The organism is Chroococcidiopsis thermalis PCC 7203, from assembly GCF_000317125.1.
GTDB classification, from domain to species: domain Bacteria; phylum Cyanobacteriota; class Cyanobacteriia; order Cyanobacteriales; family Chroococcidiopsidaceae; genus Chroococcidiopsis; species Chroococcidiopsis thermalis.
In genome coordinates this window covers 3,044,318-3,064,943 of record NC_019695.1, presented here as the reverse complement: position 1 = coordinate 3,064,943, position 20,626 = coordinate 3,044,318, and the positions used below count along the sequence as shown (strand labels likewise).

Here is a 20,626-nt window from a genome sequence, read left to right as displayed (position 1 = left end):
TTCCATGGAACGTCTCTACATTTGTTTTAATATTGTTTTAATGCAAATTTGCATCCCAGATGCCGATGTAAATGCGATCGCGGCTGTTACGTTCGATCGCTCCTTTTAGTTGACCTTGGCGAAAAGAATATCTGTTAGTCTGACGCTGATAAACTTTTTGCAATCCGTTGATAATTTCAGGTGCGGTCTGTTCGCGTAACATTCGCTGTAGTGTTGCTTGCATAGTTTCCGGCGCGACTGATTGAGCAAAAGAGACTTCAGTTTGACGCAGCCGTCCAGAAGTGCGATCGAATAAATAACCGAGCGTGATGCGTTCTGGCTCGATATCGTAAATCGCCGCACGGGTGTTAACCCAAAGACCTCTACTCGTTTTTGTAGGCTTGCCTAATGCTGCTTTGACTACATTTTCAGTAGTACCAATCGGAAATCCAGGTATATCTCGATCTCGATCCCCCCTAGCCCCCCTTAACACAGCGGGGGGTTGTGGAGATTCTCGCTCTGTCGCCCCCTTTTGTAAGGGGGGTTGGGGGGATCTAGCAGCTACGGGACTAGCGGGAGATTCTCGCTCTGTCGCCCCCTTTTGCAAGGGGGGTTGGGGGGATCTAGCAGCTACGGGACTAGCGGGAGATTCTCGCTCTGTTGCCCCCCTTTGTAAGGGGGGTTGGGGGGATCTATCCGTTGGGACGGGAAGATCTACCGACACAGGGGCAGGTGGCGATACTGGCAATACGGACGATCGCGGTGCTGGCTGGGGAATGAAACTAAAAACTGTAGCAGTACTTAGCAATCCACCAATGAGCAACCCACCAAAAATAAGATATTTCTGCTTTTTGCCCGAACTCTGTCGAATTGTAGGAGGGGGGAGAGTTCGAGTTTCTAAAGTCTGCTGGTGAGGGGGAGCGATCGCATCTCGATCGACTTCCTGGCGCGAGGATATAGTATCTACAGATTGCAAATCGTTAAGCATTTTAATCGCAGTTGAGTAGCGATCGCGTGGCTGATACTCAACTGCTTTATTCAGTACCGCTGCTAAACTAGGACTCACGTTTGCCGCGTACTGCTGCCAGATAACTCTTTCGGTATGGGGGTCAACCTCTAACTCTTGCGGCAACTTACCAGTCAAAAGATAAATTGCTGTCATGCCCAAACTGTAAATATCGCTGGCGTAGATCGGTCGCCCTACGGCTTGTTCTGGAGCCATGAAGCCAGGAGTCCCCAGCACCATTGTATAAATCGATCTACCTTGAGCCGCGATCGCCGTTGCCATTGTTTCCTTTACCGCACCAAAATCAATCATGACTGGCTGGCAGTCCGGTTGACGCAAAATAATATTGTCCGGCTTAATATCGCGATAAATAATTCCCTTACTGTGGACGTAATGTAGGACTTTAAGTAGACTCACTAAGATTTTCCAGACAGATGCTTCGCTCAGCACCCCTTCAGAGGTAACTTTTTTGGTGAGAGTTTCGCCCTCAATCCACTCCTGAATCAGGTAAAACTGTCCGTTTTCGCTAAAGTAGGCGTACAACTTGGGAATTTGATCGCTACCTGCACTCAAAGCTTCTAAGGTCGCAGCCTCACGCTGGAATCTGTCTTGAATGATTTGATACAGTTGCAAATCGTTTGCTACGGGTTTGAGTTGCTTGACTACGCAAGGACGGCGAGACGGCAAATATGTATCTGCTGCCAGAAAAGTTTCGCCAAATCCTCCTGCTCCCAGTAACTTAATTGTTTGATAGCGATTATTGAGTAGCGCAGTTGTCATGGAAAGTTTACTAGCAGTTTTTATACTGCTCGAATGCCATAACTCTACAGTAGCTATTTATTCAGATATCATCTGCTACCAAAAGAAACACCTCAGTCGATTAGGGTTCAAATACTGTAGCCGCTTCAATATCTTCTGGTATAGCAAAATCATTGACGATCTGGGCGATCGCTTTTATCTTGGCAAAATTATCTACCACTCCCGACCGATAAGCAGCTGGAATTGGTAAATCCAACACCAGCGCCATGCGATCGACATATTCAGCTAAATCCAACTGCTGCTCGTCCATGATTAACTAGCGATCGTGCAATCTGGGGCAAAATTACCGTGCAGTCCGTAGGGAATATGGTGCTTGAGATGTAAAGTCGCGATCGCGCCTTTATTTAAGTCCCGACCATCCAAAATTACCACATCAGAACGGTGGTGGGTAGAATCATAAACCACACTCAGCACCCAGCCATCATCTTCTAGCGTCGAGTCAGGACGAGGGACAAAAATCGGTTCGCTGATAAAGCCACGCGGCGCAGCACTCCAAAGTTGCCGTTCTCCAGATTCTAAATCGATTTTGAGAATTGCTTGCAAAGGTGCATTTCCAGTCGATTCATGCGCCGCACCCATAAAGAGATAGCGATAAGGTCTACCGACTTTATCCTTGTGGATGCTAGGAAATTCGCAACATCTCGGCTCTATAAGTTCTCGCGATACTGTTTTCTCTTGTAAGTTGAGATGAAAGCGCCACAATTGCCCAGGCTTGAGCGCATCAAAATCTACTTGCTTGAAATCGCTAGCTGGTTCGACCTCGGGGAAAGACTCGTAGCAAATTGAATCAACAACAATTTCCCCATCTTGTTCAAAAGCGTTGGCGTGGTGAAACACAAACCCAGCGTGAGTTTCTAAAATCTGAACCGACTCTTTAGGATGGCGGGGAATTAGGACAATCCGTGTTTTTTGGTGAGGTTGGAACTTGATACACTCTGCTGCCCCTCTTAACCCTAATGTAAAAGGTATTGGGTTAAAAGCAACGGGGTTTTGGAAAAGAATGCAGTAGTTAGGAGTAATAGCGAAATCGTGAATGAAGGCAAACCCAGGAATACTATGGGCGTGCTGGCGAATAACTTTTCCGGCGGGATTCAGTTCAAAAATGGTAACTGTGGTAGATAGACCAACCTTGAGGGAGAAATTCACCAAGCAAGGTTCACCGCCGTCCATATCGCAACTCGGATCGAGGCGAGGATGTGCTGCAAAAGGATCGCCTTCTGCGATCGCACCGTCCAGAAAATCTTTTCCCAAGGTTTCCAGATTGTGAGGATCGAGGCGATGGGGTTCTGCTGCTTCCCACAGTGCCAACAGCTTGCCACCCCAGTAGATCACGTTAGTATTGGCAATATTCTTGAGTTTGAAATCAAAGGCATTTGCCAACCAGCCGCCAGGTTTTTGCGTACCAAAAACACCGCGATACAAAATTTTTCCAGCTTTTTGTTCCTCTACATACGCTTCTGTACGAATATAGCGATTGCGGAAGTGGGCGCGACCGTCACGAAATGCGATCGCGCTAATCATACCATCGCCATCAAAGGGGTGGTGAACTGGTTGTCCGTTGATATCCAACAAACCAGGTCCATTGCGGAATAGCGTTCCGCACAGTTCGGCAGGAATTTCCCCTTCGACATCATCAATTGAATAGTCGTATTCTTGTTTGAGCGATTCGTATCCTCGCTGCCAATCGTGGCGCTGGTATGACTTAGGAGAAACTGTTGTGGCGCGTTCGTGAAGTTGCATAGTTAGGGAGTCGGGAGTCGGGAGTCGGGAGTCGTAGGGGCGGGTTTACTCAAAATCTCTGTTCGGAGCGAAGTTTGTTTTGGAAAACCCGCCCGTCCGGGGATCGAGCAAAAAAATGCCTTACCCGTACAGATACAAAAATCAAGTCAAGATAAATTACAAATTATGACTATAACTTCATAATTCATCATGCAGCATTCATCTTTCATCCGTCACTCGGCAGGTTCTTCGACTGGTTCTTGTCGCAAAGAAGATGGTACTAACTCTGACAAGTTAGGTAGCAAAGTTTGCCCGATCTCTTTATTGTTAGTTGCATCTGGGGCGATCGCAGGTTGACCGCTAGCAGCAGTAATTTCTTCTTTAGCGGGCAGCCAGCTTAAAAATGGCAGGGGTAAAAGCGTTGATAAGTTAGTAATGACTACCAGAAGCCAGAGCAAATCGAAGTTATTCTGAGAAATGCCAAACCACCGCATCAAAATCGCTCCCATTTGATAAGAAGCTAGGGAGGCAAGATTTGATACAGACATCAACAAGGCAAACAAGGTTGCTTCTACTCCTGGGGGGCAAAGCCTTGCTGCCAACACCAAAACAGGCATGTAGGCAATTTGTCCCATCACCGTCAGGACAAGACTATCGCCTAAGCTAAACCAGCGATCGTCAATTCCCAAACTGCGGTTGGTATGAGTGACTAATAGCAGCATACTCATACCCAGGACGGCTGAAAGTAAAGTACTCCAACCAAAAATGACGCGGAAAGATACACCTTTGAGGAAGCGCTGAAAAATCCACACGCCAACGAGGGAAGCGATACTCGTCACCAGACGTACCCTACCTAGAAATTCTGGTTCAAACCCTAATTCGTTGGTGGTGAAGAAAAAGAAGGCTGCATCAGCCGTGGGAGTGGCTTGCCAGAGAAAAATAAAGGCGGTAGGAAGCCAAATTGTTCTTTGGGCGATCGCTTGTCGTAGTTGTTTAATTTGAGTGTTGACACTAGACCAGTTGGCAAACGCTTGCGAGTCATCTGTTTTGCTGACTGGAACTTCGGTAATAAACCAAGCAATGAAAGAAACTATGAGGGGAAAAGTTGCCGTAATCAAAAATACCGTGCGGGTGGTGAAATGTTCTAGCAGCCAACCGCTGAAATAAGCTGTAATTAAACCACCAAAGGCTGAAGTTCCCCAACATAGAGATTGCAGCGAACCCGCATCAGCTTGAGATTCGACTCTTGCTCGTTCTACCACTAAAGAGTCTACAATCACGTCGCTGACGGCAACCGATAAAGAGCCTAGCGCGATCGCCCCTACAGCTGCCATTGGCGTATGTACGACTGTCGCCATACTCACCCAGGAAATCGCCCCTAAAATTCCCGATAAGATCAGGTAAGGACGGCGGCGATAGCCAAAAATGGGTAAACCATCAGAGACAAACCCAAATACTGGTTTAATAATCCAGGGCAGCGCCACAATGCCTAATAAGGACGAGACTTCGGCTGGACTCAATCCCAGTTCGTCTTTAAAGAAAAAGCTGACAGCAAGGCGGGCTAAGCCGAGAATTCCCTGGACGAAGTAGACAGTCAGGATTGCGATTAACTCCGTACTGGGTTCTTGACCGAAGAAAATCTTTTCTTTTAACGAATCTTTTACCTTGGACAAGCCAGACGCGGAAATCAGCATTGATTAAAATAAATAAAATTTAAGATTTATCGACTTTTATATCATATCTACTTTGAAGATGTTAGCTGTCGGTGAGGCGATCGCAGCAGTACGAGTACGGCAGGGCTGTGCTTTTGCGGATATCCATAGTTTACCCGTGCTACCCATACTACAAAACTAAACGGCGATCGGGCGATCTCCTGAACTCAAACCCAACTTCATCGTCGCCAATACTACTCCAGAGTTGAAGATTTAACGATTGAAACGATCGGTTTCAGCCCTTGATAATTACAGTGCGGCGATCGATCGCCAGCGAATTTTGAGTTGTCCGAAAGGAGGGGCGATGCTGCCAAAACTTGACTTCGCCTGAGATTTTATACGAAGAAGAACATCAGTTGATAGCAATTCTCGATTGTGTAGATGACATTTGTAGGGGCGCACAGCTGTGCGCCCCTACCAGACGTGTATTGTATCCAATTAAAAATTGCTATGAATTAGGAAACAGATACGAACATATTGGCAAAAACACCTGATTTACACTTAGAATCAACTGTTCAAGAGTAGCTGTTATTACACATAAAATATCAGTGTTTCAAGAACTACCATAAAAGCTGCTTTTCGTGTCGCAAATATAGACACAGATCGCACAGAAGCATGGCTATACGCTCGATATTATTACTATTTTGAAATAGAAATTCTGCATTTGTTGCCATCTATAAATTTATTTTTAAACAGAAATTTAACTCACAAATTTACTATTTCTTAAAAAAAGTTGAATAAGTATACCCGCAGAGAGATGACATGGGAATATCTAGCCAAGACGAAAACCTAAGTCTGTTTGGATAGTCATCAAATTTTTCTTAATACAAAATATGGACATAGCGCAAATTGTGCAGACAGCTTCGCAAACACTAACTCAAGTAGGGTTGAAGCTCATTGGGGCAATTGTTTTCTGGATTGTTGGTCGATGGTTGATTAACGTTGCGGCTAGCCTTTTATCTCGCAGCCTCAAGCACCAAAAAGTTGATAAAACAATTTTGAGCTACTTAGTAGCTACGGTTAAAGTCACGCTGAATATTATTTTAGTCGTGGCAATTTTGGGCTTTTTTGGCATTGAAACCACCTCTTTTGCAGCTTTACTAGCGGCGGCTGGTGTGGCGATTGGTGCAGCTTGGAGCGGACTGTTAGCGAATTTTGCCGCAGGTGCGTTTCTCATGATTCTGCGACCCTTTAAGGTAGGTGACTTCATTACTGCTGGCGGCGTGACGGGAACCGTGCAGGAAATTGGTTTGTTTGCCACCACGATTAACACTCTAGACAACGTACACACGGTTGTAGGCAACAACAAAATCTTTTCCGACAATATTCAAAACTTTTCGGCAAATACTTATCGTCGCGTCGATCTAGTGGCTCAACTCAACCACAACACAGATCATAATGCCGCGATCGCCATGTTAAAAGAACGGCTGAGTCGAATTCCCAACGTTCTTTCTAATCCTGCCCCAGATGTAGAAATCTTAGAATTTAATTTAGCTGGTCCCGTGTTAGCAGTGCGTCCTTACTGCAATAATGCCGACTACTGGCAGGTTTATTTTGATACCAATCGCCTGATCCGCGACAGCTTTGGCGAAGCTGGATTTTCTGCGCCAGAACAACTTTACGCCATTCGGAATAATTAGAAATTTGTAGAGACGTTGCACGCAACGTTTCTACAATAATTACAACACGCCTTTAGAACTGGGAATATTCCCAGCCCGACGCGGATCGATTTCTACAGCCATGCGCAGCGATCGCGCCAAAGCTTTAAAAGTTGCTTCAATAATATGGTGAGAGTTAATTCCGTCGAGTTGACGAATATGCAGCGTCATTTGACTGTGGTTAACCAGTGCTACAAAGAATTCCCGCACCAGTTGAGTATCGTAGGTTCCGACTCGTTGGGTGGGAATTTGCAGTCCGTAACTGAGATGGGGACGACCGGAAAAATCTAAAGCAACCTGAATCAATGCCTCGTCCAGGGGAGCGAGAAAATGCCCAAACCGGATGATGCCTTTGCGATCGCCTAAAGCCTGGTGAAAAGCTTGTCCGAGGGTAATTCCCACATCTTCATTCGTGTGGTGGTCGTCAATTTCAATATCGCCAGTCGCCTTGACTTCTAGATCGAATAGTCCGTGGGAGGCTATTTGATGCAGCATGTGGTCTAAAAATGGAATTCCCGTCGCCGCAGTGCATTTACCCGTTCCATCTAAATTCAGCGTTACTTGGACATCGGTTTCGCCTGTAGTCCGCCGGACAGAAGCAGTCCGTGCGGCAAATGTGACTTCGTTAATTGAGGGGCGATGGCTAATCTGCATGACTGAAATTTAGGGAGTAGGGAGCGGGAAGTAAAGCGATCGGATTCCATTTTTACTTCTTTCATCTTACTGTTAATAGTTCTAGCCATTCATCGGATTTAGCGTTAATAGGTCAATATTGCTACTACACAAAACAATTAGGGTGCGATGTCAGTACCAATTTACTTTTTGACTACGACAAAAGAGATCCCCCCAACCCCCCTTATCAAGGGGGGCTAGGGGGGATCTTCCATAGCATAGTCTTAGTGAAATGGTAAGCGCACCCTACCCGCGATCGAACTAAACGTTATTTCAAAACGTTATCTCAAGATATTCACGATTCCTAGCACCGGACTCAAGACAGGTCCAAATACAGCGCCAATTGCGTCACCAACCCCCGCTGCACTATTACGTCTGACGACAATAATGTCGTTGTCACGCATAGTTGGGTTATTTTCGTCGTTGATTCCTTTAGAAAAATCAAGCTTGACTCGGCGACTCGTAACCGTACCATCAGGATTGAGACGAATTAAATCTGCCGAACCCCTTCTAGCACGGGCGTTATCAAATCCTCCTGCTGTCAACAGCGCTTGGTTAAGCGGCGTATTGGGCTGCAAGTTGACTAGTCCTGGTGTTTTGACTTCTCCCACAACGCTAACTTGAATTGTCGCTGGAGAAAAACTGGCATCTGCTAAGGCAGTAGCATCTGCTGGGCTGATGTTTGTTGCCGTCGAAACGACGACAGTGTCACCTTCTTGAACGATCGTATCTTGGTTGGGATCTCCTTGCAGCAATTTCCAGAAACTCACGGTCATCTTTTGTTCGCCGCCATTTCTGGTCGGACGACGGATTTGAATGTTTCGCACGTCAGCCGAACTTGTAATTCCGCCAGCTAGCTGAATCGCCCGTGAGACTGTGGGCAAACCACCACCAGCACCTCCGCCGCCATCAATAGCTCCGCCGCCCCCTCCTTGGGTGTTACCTGGGGTAGTTGCAGCAGCAGCAGCAGTTCCACCCCCAATAATTACGTAAGAACCAGGACGGTTAACTTCACCTACAACTGTGACGGTACGGGGACGGTTGGAAGCCATAGCAAAGCTAGCATTAGAAAAGGCGCGAATATCTGCCATATTCACTTCAGTCGCCGTTGGTACGAAGACTGTATCGCCATCCCGTAAAGTGATGTCTTGTGGCAAAGTACCTTTTCTCACTAGTTCCATCAGATCCAGATTGATAATTCGCTCCGGTCCCAGTCCCTGCTTGCGCTTAAGCTGCACTTGCCTCAGATCGGCTGCTAGGGTGACTCCCTCTGCTAAAGTCAACGCGCCAACAATCGTAGGATATTGTACCCCTGGATTATCGCCTGCACCACCTTGCAAGCCCACAGTATACGAGCCAGGACGAACAACTTCACCCGCAATCACAACGTTAATTGGGCGTGGGGAAATTAGACTCACTGTGACTAGAGGACGCTTTAAGTAGCGAGAGTATTTTGCCGCGATCGCATCTGCTGCTTCTGCCTGGGTTAACCCTAAAATGTCTACAGGTCCGACCAGAGGCAAGAACAACTGACCACCAGGGGGAATCTGATAATCTCCGGTATATTCCGGCACTTCAAACACGTTGATGCGGATGCGATCGCCGCCTCCAAGAGCATAATCTACTGGTGTTTGGGCGGGTTGGTTGGCTGCTGGAGCTGTCGCCGGAGCGTTTGCTGGAGCTACATTGGGAAGTGGAGCTGCATTATTTCCTGGCGCTACTGGAGTAGTGGTTGGAGCCGTATTGTTGCTTGGCGCTACTGGGGTAGTGGTTGGAGCTGTATTATTACTTGGTGCTACATTTGGTTGAGCTGCGGGTTTGGTTGTTGGTAAAGACGGAAGAGTACGTGTTGGGCTAGCGGGACTGGTTGTTTCTTGCGCTTTTATTGGCGCTGGGCAAGCCATCGCCACTAGAGCAAAAAGTGTTAAACCTGCAACTGGCTTGGTAATTGCTTTAGACATACGTGTAGATTTCTGTGCGGAAATATAGGCAATTTCTTGCTGTTTTCTAGACTTCACCATTTTATGTTTTGTTGCCAGATATGGAATTTACTAGATATTCAGTATTAAGTATGCAAGATCGACATGAGCGGGCTTGAGAGTGGATTATGCCACACTTAGGCAAGCTTTGTAAAACTTCATTTAATGTCACAAAAAATCCGCTCTTACGAGCTGAGTGAAAGAGTAGCGGCGATCGCACAACAGAAAGCAGGGAAGCAACTATCAATTCACACTCTTACGCTGCGCTACACTACCCCTACGATACTCGCAAGCTACGTGTTAGCCAAAGGCGAAGCGTTCACGCAGTGTAGTGCGGCGTTTAGCGTTACGCAATTTACAATTAACTCCGAATTCCGAATTCCGAATTCCAAATTCTCCCCACACCCTACACCCTTTCTTCACTGATAACTGATAACTGATAACTGATAACTGACCAAGGGAATCGCGACAATAAATTTAGTTCCCATACCAACTTGTGTTTCAAACCAAATTTGTCCCTGGTGAGTTTCGACAGCTTTTTTTACAATTGCTAATCCCAAACCCGTTCCAGCAATATGGATAAAATTTCGCTAGTTCTAGCTTATTATTCCCCATGTCAGCTAGAAGATTTTAAGTTGAGAATGTAGCAACTATTCAAATTTCCAGTAGCTAGTTAAGTGATTTTACAAATACGATCGCTGTTAGTCTTGGCAATGAGTTGCGATCGCCAATCTCAATCTTATTTCTGGACACTTGCCACGGGCTATCCAAAATAGTATATTCTTTTTAACTGTATTGCTAAAAGCTACAAAATATTTGTTAGCATGTTCATTTTCTACTAGTGCTTGCTATAAGTCAGCAGGAACAATTAATTGTTTAATATAGCAATCCAAATTGATTTGTAAACGTTCCCCGTGTAGAGACGTTACATGTAACGTCTCTACACGGGCAATCGATTTCACGATTCATCTAGAATTGCTATAGTATCTAAAGTATTCCAAGAACCATCTCGTTTTGCATTTTTATAATCTTTAACGCGATCGCCAGTTGTAAATATATCAATTTTGACCGTAGAAACTCTTTGCTCTACCGCTATTATGTCGGATCGAAATCTACCTGTTGATGAAATTGAAGTAGCCAATATTGCAGATGAAATATTAATCAATCTACCCGCACAAGGATTTCTAACTATTTCTAATGCTTTGCAATGGCGACTTCAGTACAGCAGAGTAATTGAGCGTGCTGGCAAAGAAGAAGGCGTAATTGCTGTTTACAGATCTAACTTATGATTTCAAACAGTCAGAAAACAAAAATAGAGTACGGAGATTTTCAGACACCTCTGGAACTAGCCAATCTAGTATGTCAGAAATTGCTAGAGCTTAAGATCGACCCCGATCTTATTATAGAGAGCCAACTTGTGGAGTTGGAAATTTTCTAGAAGCAACTGCACATTGCTTTAAGTTAACAAATAAAATTATTGGAGTTGAAGTCAATCAAAGCTATTTACAAAAATTGCAAGTAAATCAACAGCTTATTGAAGATGAGAGAATTGAGATTATAGCTGGAGACTTTTTTCAATATGACTGGATAACTTTGATAGAAAAATTTAATGGAAAGGTACTGATAATAGGTAATTTTCCTTGGGTAACAAACTCACAACAAGGAACGATCGCTGGTAGGAACTTGCCAAAAAAAACGAATTTTCAAAAATATACTGGTTTAGATGCGATTACAGGTAAGAGTAACTTTGATATTTCTGAATGGATGCTGATTCAGACAATTCACTGGCTACAAAAAGATGGCGGCTATCTAGCAATGCTTTGCAAATCTTCTGTTTCAAGAAAAATATTGAATTACATTCATGCTAAAGGATTAAATCTTGCTAGCTGCTCGACATACAAAATAGATACCAAAAAATATTTTAATGCAAATGTTGAAGTCTGTTTATTAGTATGTAAATTTGATTTGAATTCGCGAAACTATTATTGCGATGTGTTTAACAGTTTAGAAAGCCAAACCTCATATCGCATAGGATATGATAACAATATCCTCATTAAAGATTTAGACTCTTTTCAAAAACTAAGCATGTTGTACGATCCAAACGCTATTATAAAGTGGCGATCTGGCATCAAACATGACTGCTCAAGCGTGATGGAATTTCGTGAAATAGATAGCATGTTTATCAATGGTTTAGGAGAAATTATTGTCTTAATTTGAAAGCATTAGCAGAAATAAACGGATGTAGGACTTGAGCTACTTAAATTTAATTGACACATACTATCCGATCTGGAGCGATCGCCTCTAGGCGCTAACATCTCAACAGAGTTAAAAATTTATTACCATTTGGTTAAATTACAATTAAAACTCATGAATAGTGAAGAACTAGCGCGCTACATCGAAAGTACAGATGGTATATCTAAACCCTGGCTGCTATTGCAATTGCGCCTGAAGAAGCTGCAAGAGCGATCGCACCTACTCACCCCAGAGGAATATGCTAAAGAGTTGGCAGACATACACCAAGGATTGATGAATCTGGGAGAATGGTGGCGGGGGATAGAAGACGAGGCGTTCGGAGTTGACTATCCTCTATAAAGTAGCGTCACCATTCTAGCTTTGCAGCCAAAACTTCTATGCCTAGAACTAAAAAAACAACCACTACACAAGAAATTGCTACTGAAATTAATTTCACAGATCCGCAATACTACTTCAATCGCGAGTTGAGCTGGTTAGAGTTTAATAATAGAGTTTTACATGAAGCTTGCGACCCGCGATCGCCTTTACTAGAACGATTGAAGTTCTTAGCAATCTTCAGCTCTAACTTAGATGAATTCTTTATGGTGCGTGTAGCAGCTTTACGCCAGCAACTAGCGGCTAAAGTCAGCAAACTCAGTCCAGACGGACGCACCCCAGAAGAACAGCTAGAAGCAATTTCTCAACGCCTGCGTCCCTTGGTAACGCAACAACACCGTCATTTCGAGCAAGTCCTCAGACCAGCTTTAGCGCGAGAAGGAATTTATATTTTAGACTACATGGACTTGAACCAGGAACAGCGGACGTACCTGGAACATTACTTCGACGAACAAATATTTCCCGTCCTCACCCCTCTTGCTGTAGATCCGAGTCACCCCTTTCCCCACATTTCTAATCTCAGCTTGAATTTAGCTGTAGTCATGAAAAATCCAGTGACGGAAGAAGAATTATTTGCACGGGTGAAAGTGCCAAAAGTCTTACCGCGATTTTTACCGCTTCCAGAAGAACTGCGGATACAACACCATGACAAACCCGCGCATTGGACGGGAGTACCTCTAGAACAAGCGATCGCCCATAACTTAGAATCCTTGTTTCCAGGGATGAATATTTTAGAATATCACCTGTTTCGGATTACCCGCGACGCTGACATAGAACTGGAAGAAGACGAAGCCGACGATTTATTATTGGCGATCGAACAAGAACTGCGCAAGCGCCGTATTGGTGGATCGGCAGTTAGGCTCGAAATTCACTCTCAAATGCCAGACCTAGTACGTAATAGACTCTTACGAGAACTCGATTTAGAAGAAAGGGCAGTTTATGAAATTGATGGCATATTGGGACTAGGAGATTTAATGTCATTTATGGCATTACCGCTACCAGAACTGAAAGATCCACCTTGGAAATCCGTCGTTCCTCCACGCTTGCAACGCCTCAATCCTGCTTTAGCAGATACTGAAGAAGGAACTGATTTTTTCAGCCTGATTCGAGAAAAGGATGCTTTAGTTCACCACCCATATCATTCTTTTTCCTCCACCGTACTGCGGTTTATTAGTAGTGCGGCTCACGACCCGGATGTTTTAGCGATTAAAATGACGCTGTATCGCACCTCTGGCGATTCCCCCATTCTTAACGCTTTGATCGCCGCCGCTGAAAACGGTAAACAAGTCGCAGTGTTAATGGAACTCAAAGCGCGGTTTGACGAAGAGAATAACATTTACTGGGCGCGACGGTTAGAAAAAGCTGGAGTTCACGTAGTCTATGGCGTTGTCGGACTGAAAACCCACTCGAAAATCGTTATGGTCGTGCGGCGGGAAACAGATCGCATCCGACGTTACGTCCATATCGGCACGGGTAATTATAATCCCAAAACAGCCAGAATTTATACTGACATGGGACTCTTTAGCTGTCGGGAGGAATTGGGAGCCGATCTGACAGACTTATTTAATTACTTAACTGGATATTCGCGCCAACAATCATATCGCAAGCTATTGGTTGCACCAGTTAATTTGCGCGATCGCATGGTGGCTTTAATTAAGCGCGAAACTGAGTGTTGTAGAAATGGTGGTACTGGTCGGATCGTAGCGAAAATGAATGCTTTGGTCGATCCGCAAATTATTGCTACCCTCTACGAAGCCTCTCGCGCTGGCGTGCAAATCGATCTAATTATCCGAGGAATGTGCTGTTTGCTACCCGGACTTAAGGAAGTAAGCGAGAATATTCGTGTTATAAGTATCGTTGGGCGCTTTTTAGAACACTCCCGTATTTTCTATTTCCACAACAATGGGGAAGAAGAGATTTATATCGGCAGTGCTGATTGGATGCCACGCAATCTCGATCGCCGGGTTGAGGCTGTCACCCCAATTGACGATCGCCATCTTGCCAAAGATTTACAAGAAATTCTCGGAGTCATGCTTGCCGATAATCGCCAAGCTTGGGACTTACAGCCTGACGGACGTTACATTCAGCGCCGTCCTGCCCCTAATACTCCCCAATCGAGTTCTCAGAAAATATTTATGGAAATGGCTCTCAACCCAGGGACAACCAGTGACTAGGTATGAGTGGTGCATGATGCGTGGTTTAATTATGAATTGAATCGTCTTCCTTGTCTTCCTTGTCTCCCTTGTCTCCCTTGTCTCTTACTAACAATCAACAACTATCAACCATTAACTATCAACAGTCCTCCCTACATTCCACCATAGGACAGAGGTAGTTTTACCTTGAACAAAAATATACTGTGAAAATCAATAGTTTACGATTGTCCGTCCTGGTAATCTTATTCGGTTTAAAATGCTGATGTTATCTTGCGAACCTTCCATTGTCAGAGTCTTGGTTGTAGACGATCACGAACTTACTCGTCTCACTCTGAAGCTAGCGATCGCTCACCAGGAAAATTTAGAACTAGTAGGATTAGCCAGTAACGGCAAAGAAGCTGTTGAAATGACGCAGCGCTTTCATCCAGATGCGATTGTGCTTGACTTGCAAATGCCAGTTATGGATGGTTGGAGTGCTGCTGCCAAGATTAAAGATATTCAGCCAGAAACTCAAATTATCGCCTATTCTTCTGTAGAAGATCCAAAACTCCACGACCGTCAAGCAATTGCCTGCTTTGATGCAATCTGCAAGAAAGACATTGCTACTCCAGAATTAATCAACATCATTAAAGAATTAAAACAACAACAAGAAATAAATCGCTCGTAAACAATGGTTTGAACAAGATGAGTTCGTAGCGGGAAAGAAGATTTGTTAGCACTGGAAAGCGATTCTAGAAATCGGCTTCCGGTGCTTTTTGTTTAGAAGGGGGGCAAATAATAGATTAGTTAGTCGCGTTGTCAGGAAAAGTGCGCTTAAATTCATCAAGTAAGTCGTCCATTTCTTCTAAAGCTTGATTGACATCTATTCTGAGCGTACCTAAGTTAGGTTGTTCTAACAAGCGCAACAATGATTCGCGTTTTTCTTCAACTAACACAATTCTTGCTTTCAAAGTTTCAATATCCATCGTTGAGTCCTTGTTTGATTCTGCCCTTATTGTAGTAGAAATCAAAAGTTAAAAGTCAAAAGTCAAAAGTTAAAAGCAGAAGTTGTTTCATCTCATCTGCACCTGAAGCTCCCCTACTCCCGACTCCCGACTCCTGACTCCCGACTATTTGATTCACCAGATTCTAGTCGTTTAGCAGTAAAAGCAATTTCTCTAGCTGTCGTACCTATACCGAGTTTACCTACTATCCTTTCTGGCTGAAACTGACTAGAAATTGCGATCGCATTTACAACTGCTGCTACAGGTCGGCGACAGATTGTCGCTAAAGGGACATTACCAGTTAATTGTAAGGTGCGATCGCTTAGTTTTCCTGTGAGAGTCGGTCTTTTTTCTCCAACCCTAGCCTTATGCGAACTACTCTCTGCTAACAATAAAGACCCGTTTAAGTAAATACCAGATTGCTGTATGTCTAACACCAAGTTTGATAACTCCAAACAATCAGGTAAATTTTGGTCGAGAGACAACAGATAACGCCCTTGAATTGATGTTTGTGCTTTAAGATTAGCCTCCCCATAGGCAGAAACAACTTTAAATAATAGTAAAACCGAACTAATTGCAACACCGTAAAAAGCTAAAGATTTGAGATTGAAATGGTTTTTCATTGTTACTTGTCATTCGTCATTGGTCATTTGTTATTTATGAATAGCTAGTCACCGAATTTTTATCTAGTCACTAGCCACCAGTCACTAACCACTAAGTTACTTGTCATTCGTCATTGGTCATTTGTTATTTATGAATAGCTAGTCACCGAATTTTTATCTAGTCACTAGCCACCAGTCACTAACCACTAATAACATCAAGGTGAGAACTGACTTGACTGTGGCGACGGGCAATTAGCAAGGAAGATTGACACTGGATTGCTAATTCATCTGTGTACCTGCCTAGAGTTTGTCGTTCAATTCCCCAAGCGCGACTCATGCCAACTATAGTTAAATCGACACGGGCTGATGCTTCTACGACTGCGAGAATCGGTTCGGAAGTTTCTTTTGGTTGGATTATAGAAATGCGATCGCGCACTTTCTGCGGCAGTTGTTGCATGATGTTGCGTAACTCGTTACTGAACTCGCTTGGCGCTGGTGTTGCTTGCAGCACTGACAAACATGCCGTGTCGCAATTCGCTAGCAGGCGCAGGGCGATGACTAACGCTAGGTCATCGTGAATATTGCCAACATAAGGCACTAACAGCGATTCTAAGTTTTGTTTGCCGCGATCGATGTATACGGCTACGTCCACTGGAGCAAGGCTGAGAATTTGACCGACACGTCCACCTAAACGGTTGTTACTAAAAGCCGGACGATGCCAACCGACGACAATTAAACTAACGCTGTCAAGTGCGGCAATCTCGGTTGTTGCTCTAGCAACGTCATTGCTGACGCGAACGATGGGATGAATCAGAGAACGAATTGACGGTGGTTCTAAAGTTTGAATTAATTCTTCTAGCTGTTGATAGCGCTCTTGAATTAACCTGTCAGCGGCTTCTGGCGTGCTTTGGAAAGCGTAGTCTTCTTCGATTTCGATCAAACTGAGCGGATGGACGATCGCAGCAGCCGATCGCCCGCCAGCGATCGCTGCTGCTAATTGCAACAGTCCTTGTTGAGTACTGGGATTTGCGACTGGGACTAAAATTCTATACGCCGGAGTTACAGGCTCTATATTACCTGCTTGTGGTGGTTCTGGTTCTACCAAATCTAATTTAATCAGTCGCTTCGGATACGTCCATTCCAGCAGTGGTGAGGTCATAAACGTTGTCACCAATGCCATAATCACCAGCATGGTAAACAGTAAAGGCGAGATGACACCTAAGCTCAAACCAATGTTGAGGACGATCAACTCTGTCAAGCCACGGGTATTCATTAACCAACCCAAGGCTGATGCTTCTCGTTTATCGATGCCACTGACACGCGCCGCTACATAAGTACCGATGTACTTTCCGGCGATCGCCACTACCAAAACTAATAAACACAACAGCCATAATTCCGGGCGATTGAGCAAGCCAATTTGGGTTCTGATCCCGCTGTAGGCAAAAAAGACGGGGAGTAAAAAGATTAAAACGAAGTCTTCTGTCTTTTGGGCAATCTCCCGCACCAGATCGTGATCTTTGGGCATGACTGCACCGACTAAGAACGCCCCAAAAATCAAGTGGATACCAATGACTTCGGTAATTAAAGCAGAGATTACCACTCCCATGTAAATGCAAGCTAAGAGAAATTGCGTCAAACGTCCAGTACGATGAAAGAGTTTGGCAAGATACCGTAAACACCAGCGCCCTGCTGTCACCATCAAGCCTATGTAGACGATCGCGGCAATAATTGTCGGGATAGCCTTGACAAAATCACCCTCTTTTGCAACTGCGATCGCCACTGCCAAAACGCACCAAGCCGTGACATCATCTACTGCAGCGCACGTCAGTGCTAAAGTTCCCAAACGCGATCGCTGCAAGTTATTTTCGGTAATAATCCGCGCTAAGACGGGAAAAGCAGTAATTGACATCGCTGCGCCCAGAAACAGGGCAAAGGCAGTAAAGGAAACACTCCCATCAGATACCAAGGGATAAAGAATGATTGCTGAGAGCGTCCCTAAAGAAAAAGGCACTAAAATACTGACGTGAGAAGTAAGAATCGCTATATCTAACTGTCCGCTTAAGTATTTAGGATTTAGCTCTAAGCCAATCAAAAACATGAAAAAAATCAGTCCGATCTGAGACAGCACGTTTAAGTAAGGAAGTGTTTCAGATGGAAACAATGCTGCGGCAAGATCTGGAGCAATTAAACCAAATAGCGAGGGACCAAGCATAATTCCCGCGATGATTTCACCTATGACCAGCGGTTGCTTGATCCAGCGGCATCCCATTCCCACAATCCGCGAGAGTGCTATGACGATCAGCACTTCAATTAAAACGAGAATGACTGCGTGCATAACTTCCTCCAGCAGCAGATGCCCCTACGATGATCTTTTAATCATCTCTGTAGTGTCAACTAATTTTGAATTTTGGATTTTAGATTTTGGACTGGAGATTAGACTAGGTTTCGCACCGAAACCTAGTCTAATCTCCAGGCAGTTAACATTGGTGTAGAAGTAGCACTGCGCCGTCCTAACAGTCGTCAAGCTGAATTTGAAGCCGATGATGTCGGACTGCAAGCTTTAACAAAGGCTGGTTACGCTGATTAGATCCGTTGGGGAAAATGAATCACAATAATCGAAACTTCTGGATGACTCCGAGCGATCGCCTCTGGTGCAACCCCCAACGCTGGTAGACCTCTAATATCTGGATGAGTTCCAGCCGTTAAGATTAATAAGTCATCCTGCTGAAGCATTTTGGAAACTCGACCGATAAAGTTGCCCCTGACTTGTTGAATTTGAGTGTCTGGACTCAATCCTAATTCTTCTGGATTAAAGGACGTGCGTTTGCGGGGACTGGCTGTTACCTGCAACAGTTGTAGCGATGCCTTGAGTTCGTCAGCGAGAGACTTAGCAAGCGACACCGTTTGTCCAAAAGTGGACGCTGATTTTTCAATATCGGCTATTGCCAAAAAGACGCGATGAGTATTTTCAATTGGCTGGGCAAATCGGGCAATTAATACAGGGACTGTAGCGCGACGTATGACGTTATCGATCGCACTACCAAAAAAATTTTCGCGATAAGTTGAAAACCCTTTCCAGCCACAAACAATCAGATTGGCATCGCGTTCTAAGGCAGAGCGTAAAATTCCTTTATCGACTGAATCATCAATGCGTCCGATCGGTTCGACTGCCGTTACAGCTGCATGAGCGATTGTTTCTGCTGTGGCTAATAACTGGCTTTGCTGAATTTTTGCTTCTGGCGCGATCGTTCCCTGTTTATCTGGCAAAATATGTAAAGGTAGTAAAGTTCCCGCTGTTTTTTTGGTTAGAATTAAAGCTAAATGAAGTAAATTATCTTCCGTACTAGGGTTAGCAACAGGGACTAAAACGCGAAGATTTTGAGCTGCGGTAAAGCCTTGTTGTACTTGCTTTGTTCTCCCCTTGCTAGTAGGATTTGCTGCTTCAACTTTCACTCCTTGACCCCAACGACTAGTAACCCAAGGAGAAGCAATACAGGTGACTAAAATCATGGCGACAGTGCCGTTAACAGTTGCTTGGTCTACAAGTTGAATCTGAAAAGCAACTGTAATTGCTGCTAGCGTCGATGCAGCTTGAGCAACAGAAAGACCGAACATGACCATAATGCCAGAGGACTGAAAGCCAAATAGCTTACCACTGCCCCAAGCTGGAACAAATTTGGCAACGAGCGCCACGACAATCATCACTCCTGCTACCAATAGCGATCGCGGATCGCTAACTAATAGCCTCGGATTAATCAACATTCCTACTGAAATCAGAAAAAATGGCACGAATAAAGTGTTGCCAATAAACTGAATGCGATTCATTAGCGGACTCAGTTGGGGAATCAGTTGAGTAATGGCAATTCCCGCTAAAAATGCCCCCACAATTGGCTCAATATCAATTAGTTCTGCCGCATAAGAAACAACAAATAAAGTCGCAACGACAAACGTAAACTCAGCCCCTTCGTCATGCCCAAAACGGCGAAAGAACCAACGACCGATTTTAGGAACTCCCCATAAAGTAGCAAAGGTATAAATAGTTAAAGCCGGAATTAGAAATAACCAAAAACCGAGGGAGAGGCTACCTTGATGTGCCTGGACAACAACGGCGAGAACGAGTAAAGCTAAGACATTGGTAATTAAAGTTGCTCCCAAAGTCGCCGTGACTGCCTGAGTCCGCATAATTCCCAATTTAGTCGCTACTGGTAACGCCAAGAGCGTGTGGGAAGCAAAACAGGAAGCAACGAGTATCGCTGCCAAGAAACCGTATCCGATTGCCAGCATCGCCACCGTACCCAGTGCCATCGGCACGATAAAGGTAGCAATGCCAAAAATTACTGCTTTGTCTGCGTTGTATTTTAGGTCGTCGAGGCTGGTTTCTAGCCCAGCCATAAACATCAGAAATAACAAACCCACAGTACCGAGCAGGATAATCGTGCTATCTCGCTCTAAAACTCCTATTCCGTAGGGTCCTACCACCACTCCCGCTAAGATTAAGCCGACAATTCCTGGTAGCCTCACCCGCTCGAATAACAGCGGTGCAACCAGCATAATCGCCATAATTGTCAGGAAAACTGGTACTGGATCGGTAATTGGACCTGCGAAAACTGAGGGAGTCAAAAATTCACGAGCGCGATCGCCCCACATTTGCAATTGTTGCCAAAAATTTGTCATAAATTTGGAGATAATGCAGACAATGACGCTCGAAATAGCAAC

16 protein-coding genes and 3 pseudogenes are annotated in these 20,626 nt (G+C 44.6%); 8 read left to right on the top strand and 11 right to left on the bottom strand.

Going from position 1 to position 20,626, the window contains the following annotated elements; genetic code table 11:
* Positions 1-37: 37 nt before the first annotated feature.
* From CHRO_RS13500 to CHRO_RS13485, 4 genes are all read right to left on the bottom strand, one after another.
* Positions 38-1,765 (bottom strand): serine/threonine protein kinase, encoded by a 1,728-nt coding sequence (locus tag CHRO_RS13500; RefSeq protein WP_015154766.1) that lies wholly within the window; start codon positions 1,763-1,765, stop codon positions 38-40.
* Between the two features lie 100 nt (positions 1,766-1,865).
* Positions 1,866-2,054, bottom strand: a complete 189-nt coding sequence (locus CHRO_RS13495; protein ID WP_015154765.1) for a DUF4089 domain-containing protein — start codon at positions 2,052-2,054, stop codon at positions 1,866-1,868.
* 2 nt (positions 2,055-2,056) lie between these two features.
* On the bottom strand, positions 2,057-3,544 hold the full coding sequence (locus CHRO_RS13490; protein ID WP_015154764.1) for a carotenoid oxygenase family protein: 1,488 nt from the start codon (positions 3,542-3,544) through the stop codon (positions 2,057-2,059).
* 212 nt (positions 3,545-3,756) lie between these two features.
* On the bottom strand, positions 3,757-5,217 hold the full coding sequence (locus CHRO_RS13485) for a folate/biopterin family MFS transporter (protein WP_015154763.1): 1,461 nt from the start codon (positions 5,215-5,217) through the stop codon (positions 3,757-3,759).
* Between the two features lie 851 nt (positions 5,218-6,068).
* Between CHRO_RS13485 and CHRO_RS13480 the strand changes: the two genes are divergently transcribed.
* Positions 6,069-6,875, top strand: a complete 807-nt coding sequence (locus tag CHRO_RS13480; protein ID WP_015154762.1) for a mechanosensitive ion channel family protein — start codon at positions 6,069-6,071, stop codon at positions 6,873-6,875.
* A 39-nt stretch (positions 6,876-6,914) separates the two neighbouring features.
* Here the strand turns inward: CHRO_RS13480 and hisB are convergent, their stop codons facing one another.
* Positions 6,915-7,547: an imidazoleglycerol-phosphate dehydratase HisB gene (gene hisB, locus CHRO_RS13475; protein ID WP_015154761.1), complete on the bottom strand. Its 633-nt coding sequence runs from the start codon at positions 7,545-7,547 to the stop codon at positions 6,915-6,917.
* Between the two features lie 299 nt (positions 7,548-7,846).
* Positions 7,847-9,586 carry a polysaccharide biosynthesis/export family protein gene (locus CHRO_RS13470; protein WP_015154760.1) on the bottom strand — a complete coding sequence of 580 codons (1,740 nt, stop codon included), beginning with the start codon at positions 9,584-9,586 and terminating at the stop codon, positions 7,847-7,849.
* A 123-nt stretch (positions 9,587-9,709) separates the two neighbouring features.
* Between CHRO_RS13470 and CHRO_RS13465 the strand changes: the two genes are divergently transcribed.
* Complete coding sequence (locus CHRO_RS13465) at positions 9,710-9,970, top strand: hypothetical protein (protein ID WP_015154759.1); 261 nt, start codon at positions 9,710-9,712, stop codon at positions 9,968-9,970.
* Here CHRO_RS13465 and CHRO_RS30520 read toward each other — a convergent pair.
* A complete protein-coding gene (locus CHRO_RS30520; RefSeq protein WP_281168650.1) occupies positions 9,964-10,104 on the bottom strand; it encodes an ATP-binding protein in 141 nt (46 codons plus the stop codon). The genes CHRO_RS13465 and CHRO_RS30520 overlap by 7 nt on opposite strands.
* A gap of 531 nt (positions 10,105-10,635) precedes the next feature.
* Between CHRO_RS30520 and CHRO_RS13460 the strand changes: the two are divergent.
* The 5 genes and pseudogenes from CHRO_RS13460 to CHRO_RS13440 form a co-directional block, all read left to right on the top strand.
* Positions 10,636-10,833: pseudogene (locus tag CHRO_RS13460) on the top strand (restriction endonuclease); the annotation flags it as partial.
* A pseudogene (locus CHRO_RS13455) lies at positions 10,830-11,749 on the top strand (SAM-dependent methyltransferase); the annotation flags it as partial. The pseudogenes CHRO_RS13460 and CHRO_RS13455, both read left to right, overlap by 4 nt.
* A 162-nt stretch (positions 11,750-11,911) precedes the next feature.
* Positions 11,912-12,136 carry a hypothetical protein gene (locus CHRO_RS13450; protein ID WP_015154758.1) on the top strand — a complete coding sequence of 75 codons (225 nt, stop codon included), beginning with the start codon at positions 11,912-11,914 and terminating at the stop codon, positions 12,134-12,136.
* Between the two features lie 38 nt (positions 12,137-12,174).
* Positions 12,175-14,346, top strand: a complete 2,172-nt coding sequence (gene ppk1, locus CHRO_RS13445; protein WP_015154757.1) for a polyphosphate kinase 1 — start codon at positions 12,175-12,177, stop codon at positions 14,344-14,346.
* A 235-nt stretch (positions 14,347-14,581) separates the two neighbouring features.
* A complete protein-coding gene (locus CHRO_RS13440) occupies positions 14,582-14,992 on the top strand; it encodes a response regulator transcription factor (protein ID WP_015154756.1) in 411 nt (136 codons plus the stop codon).
* 115 nt (positions 14,993-15,107) lie between these two features.
* On the opposite strand, the gene CHRO_RS13435 is transcribed toward CHRO_RS13440, so the two are convergent.
* The 3 genes from CHRO_RS13435 to CHRO_RS13425 form a co-directional block, all read right to left on the bottom strand.
* Positions 15,108-15,290 (bottom strand): hypothetical protein, encoded by a 183-nt coding sequence (locus tag CHRO_RS13435; protein ID WP_015154755.1) that lies wholly within the window; start codon positions 15,288-15,290, stop codon positions 15,108-15,110.
* A 113-nt stretch (positions 15,291-15,403) separates the two neighbouring features.
* On the bottom strand, positions 15,404-15,931 hold the full coding sequence (locus tag CHRO_RS13430; RefSeq protein ID WP_015154754.1) for a hypothetical protein: 528 nt from the start codon (positions 15,929-15,931) through the stop codon (positions 15,404-15,406).
* Positions 15,932-16,109: 178 nt separating this feature from the next.
* Complete coding sequence (locus CHRO_RS13425; protein ID WP_015154753.1) at positions 16,110-18,245, bottom strand: cation:proton antiporter; 2,136 nt, start codon at positions 18,243-18,245, stop codon at positions 16,110-16,112.
* A gap of 135 nt (positions 18,246-18,380) precedes the next feature.
* Between CHRO_RS13425 and CHRO_RS34795 the strand changes: the two are divergent.
* Positions 18,381-18,491 (top strand): annotated as a pseudogene (locus CHRO_RS34795) (M48 family peptidase); the annotation flags it as partial.
* Between the two features lie 2 nt (positions 18,492-18,493).
* On the opposite strand, the gene CHRO_RS13420 reads toward CHRO_RS34795, so the two are convergent.
* The gene (locus tag CHRO_RS13420; RefSeq protein ID WP_015154752.1) at positions 18,494-20,584 is read right to left on the bottom strand and encodes a cation:proton antiporter domain-containing protein; all 2,091 of its coding nucleotides are present in this window, start codon (positions 20,582-20,584) and stop codon (positions 18,494-18,496) included.
* Positions 20,585-20,626: the final 42 nt, after the last annotated feature.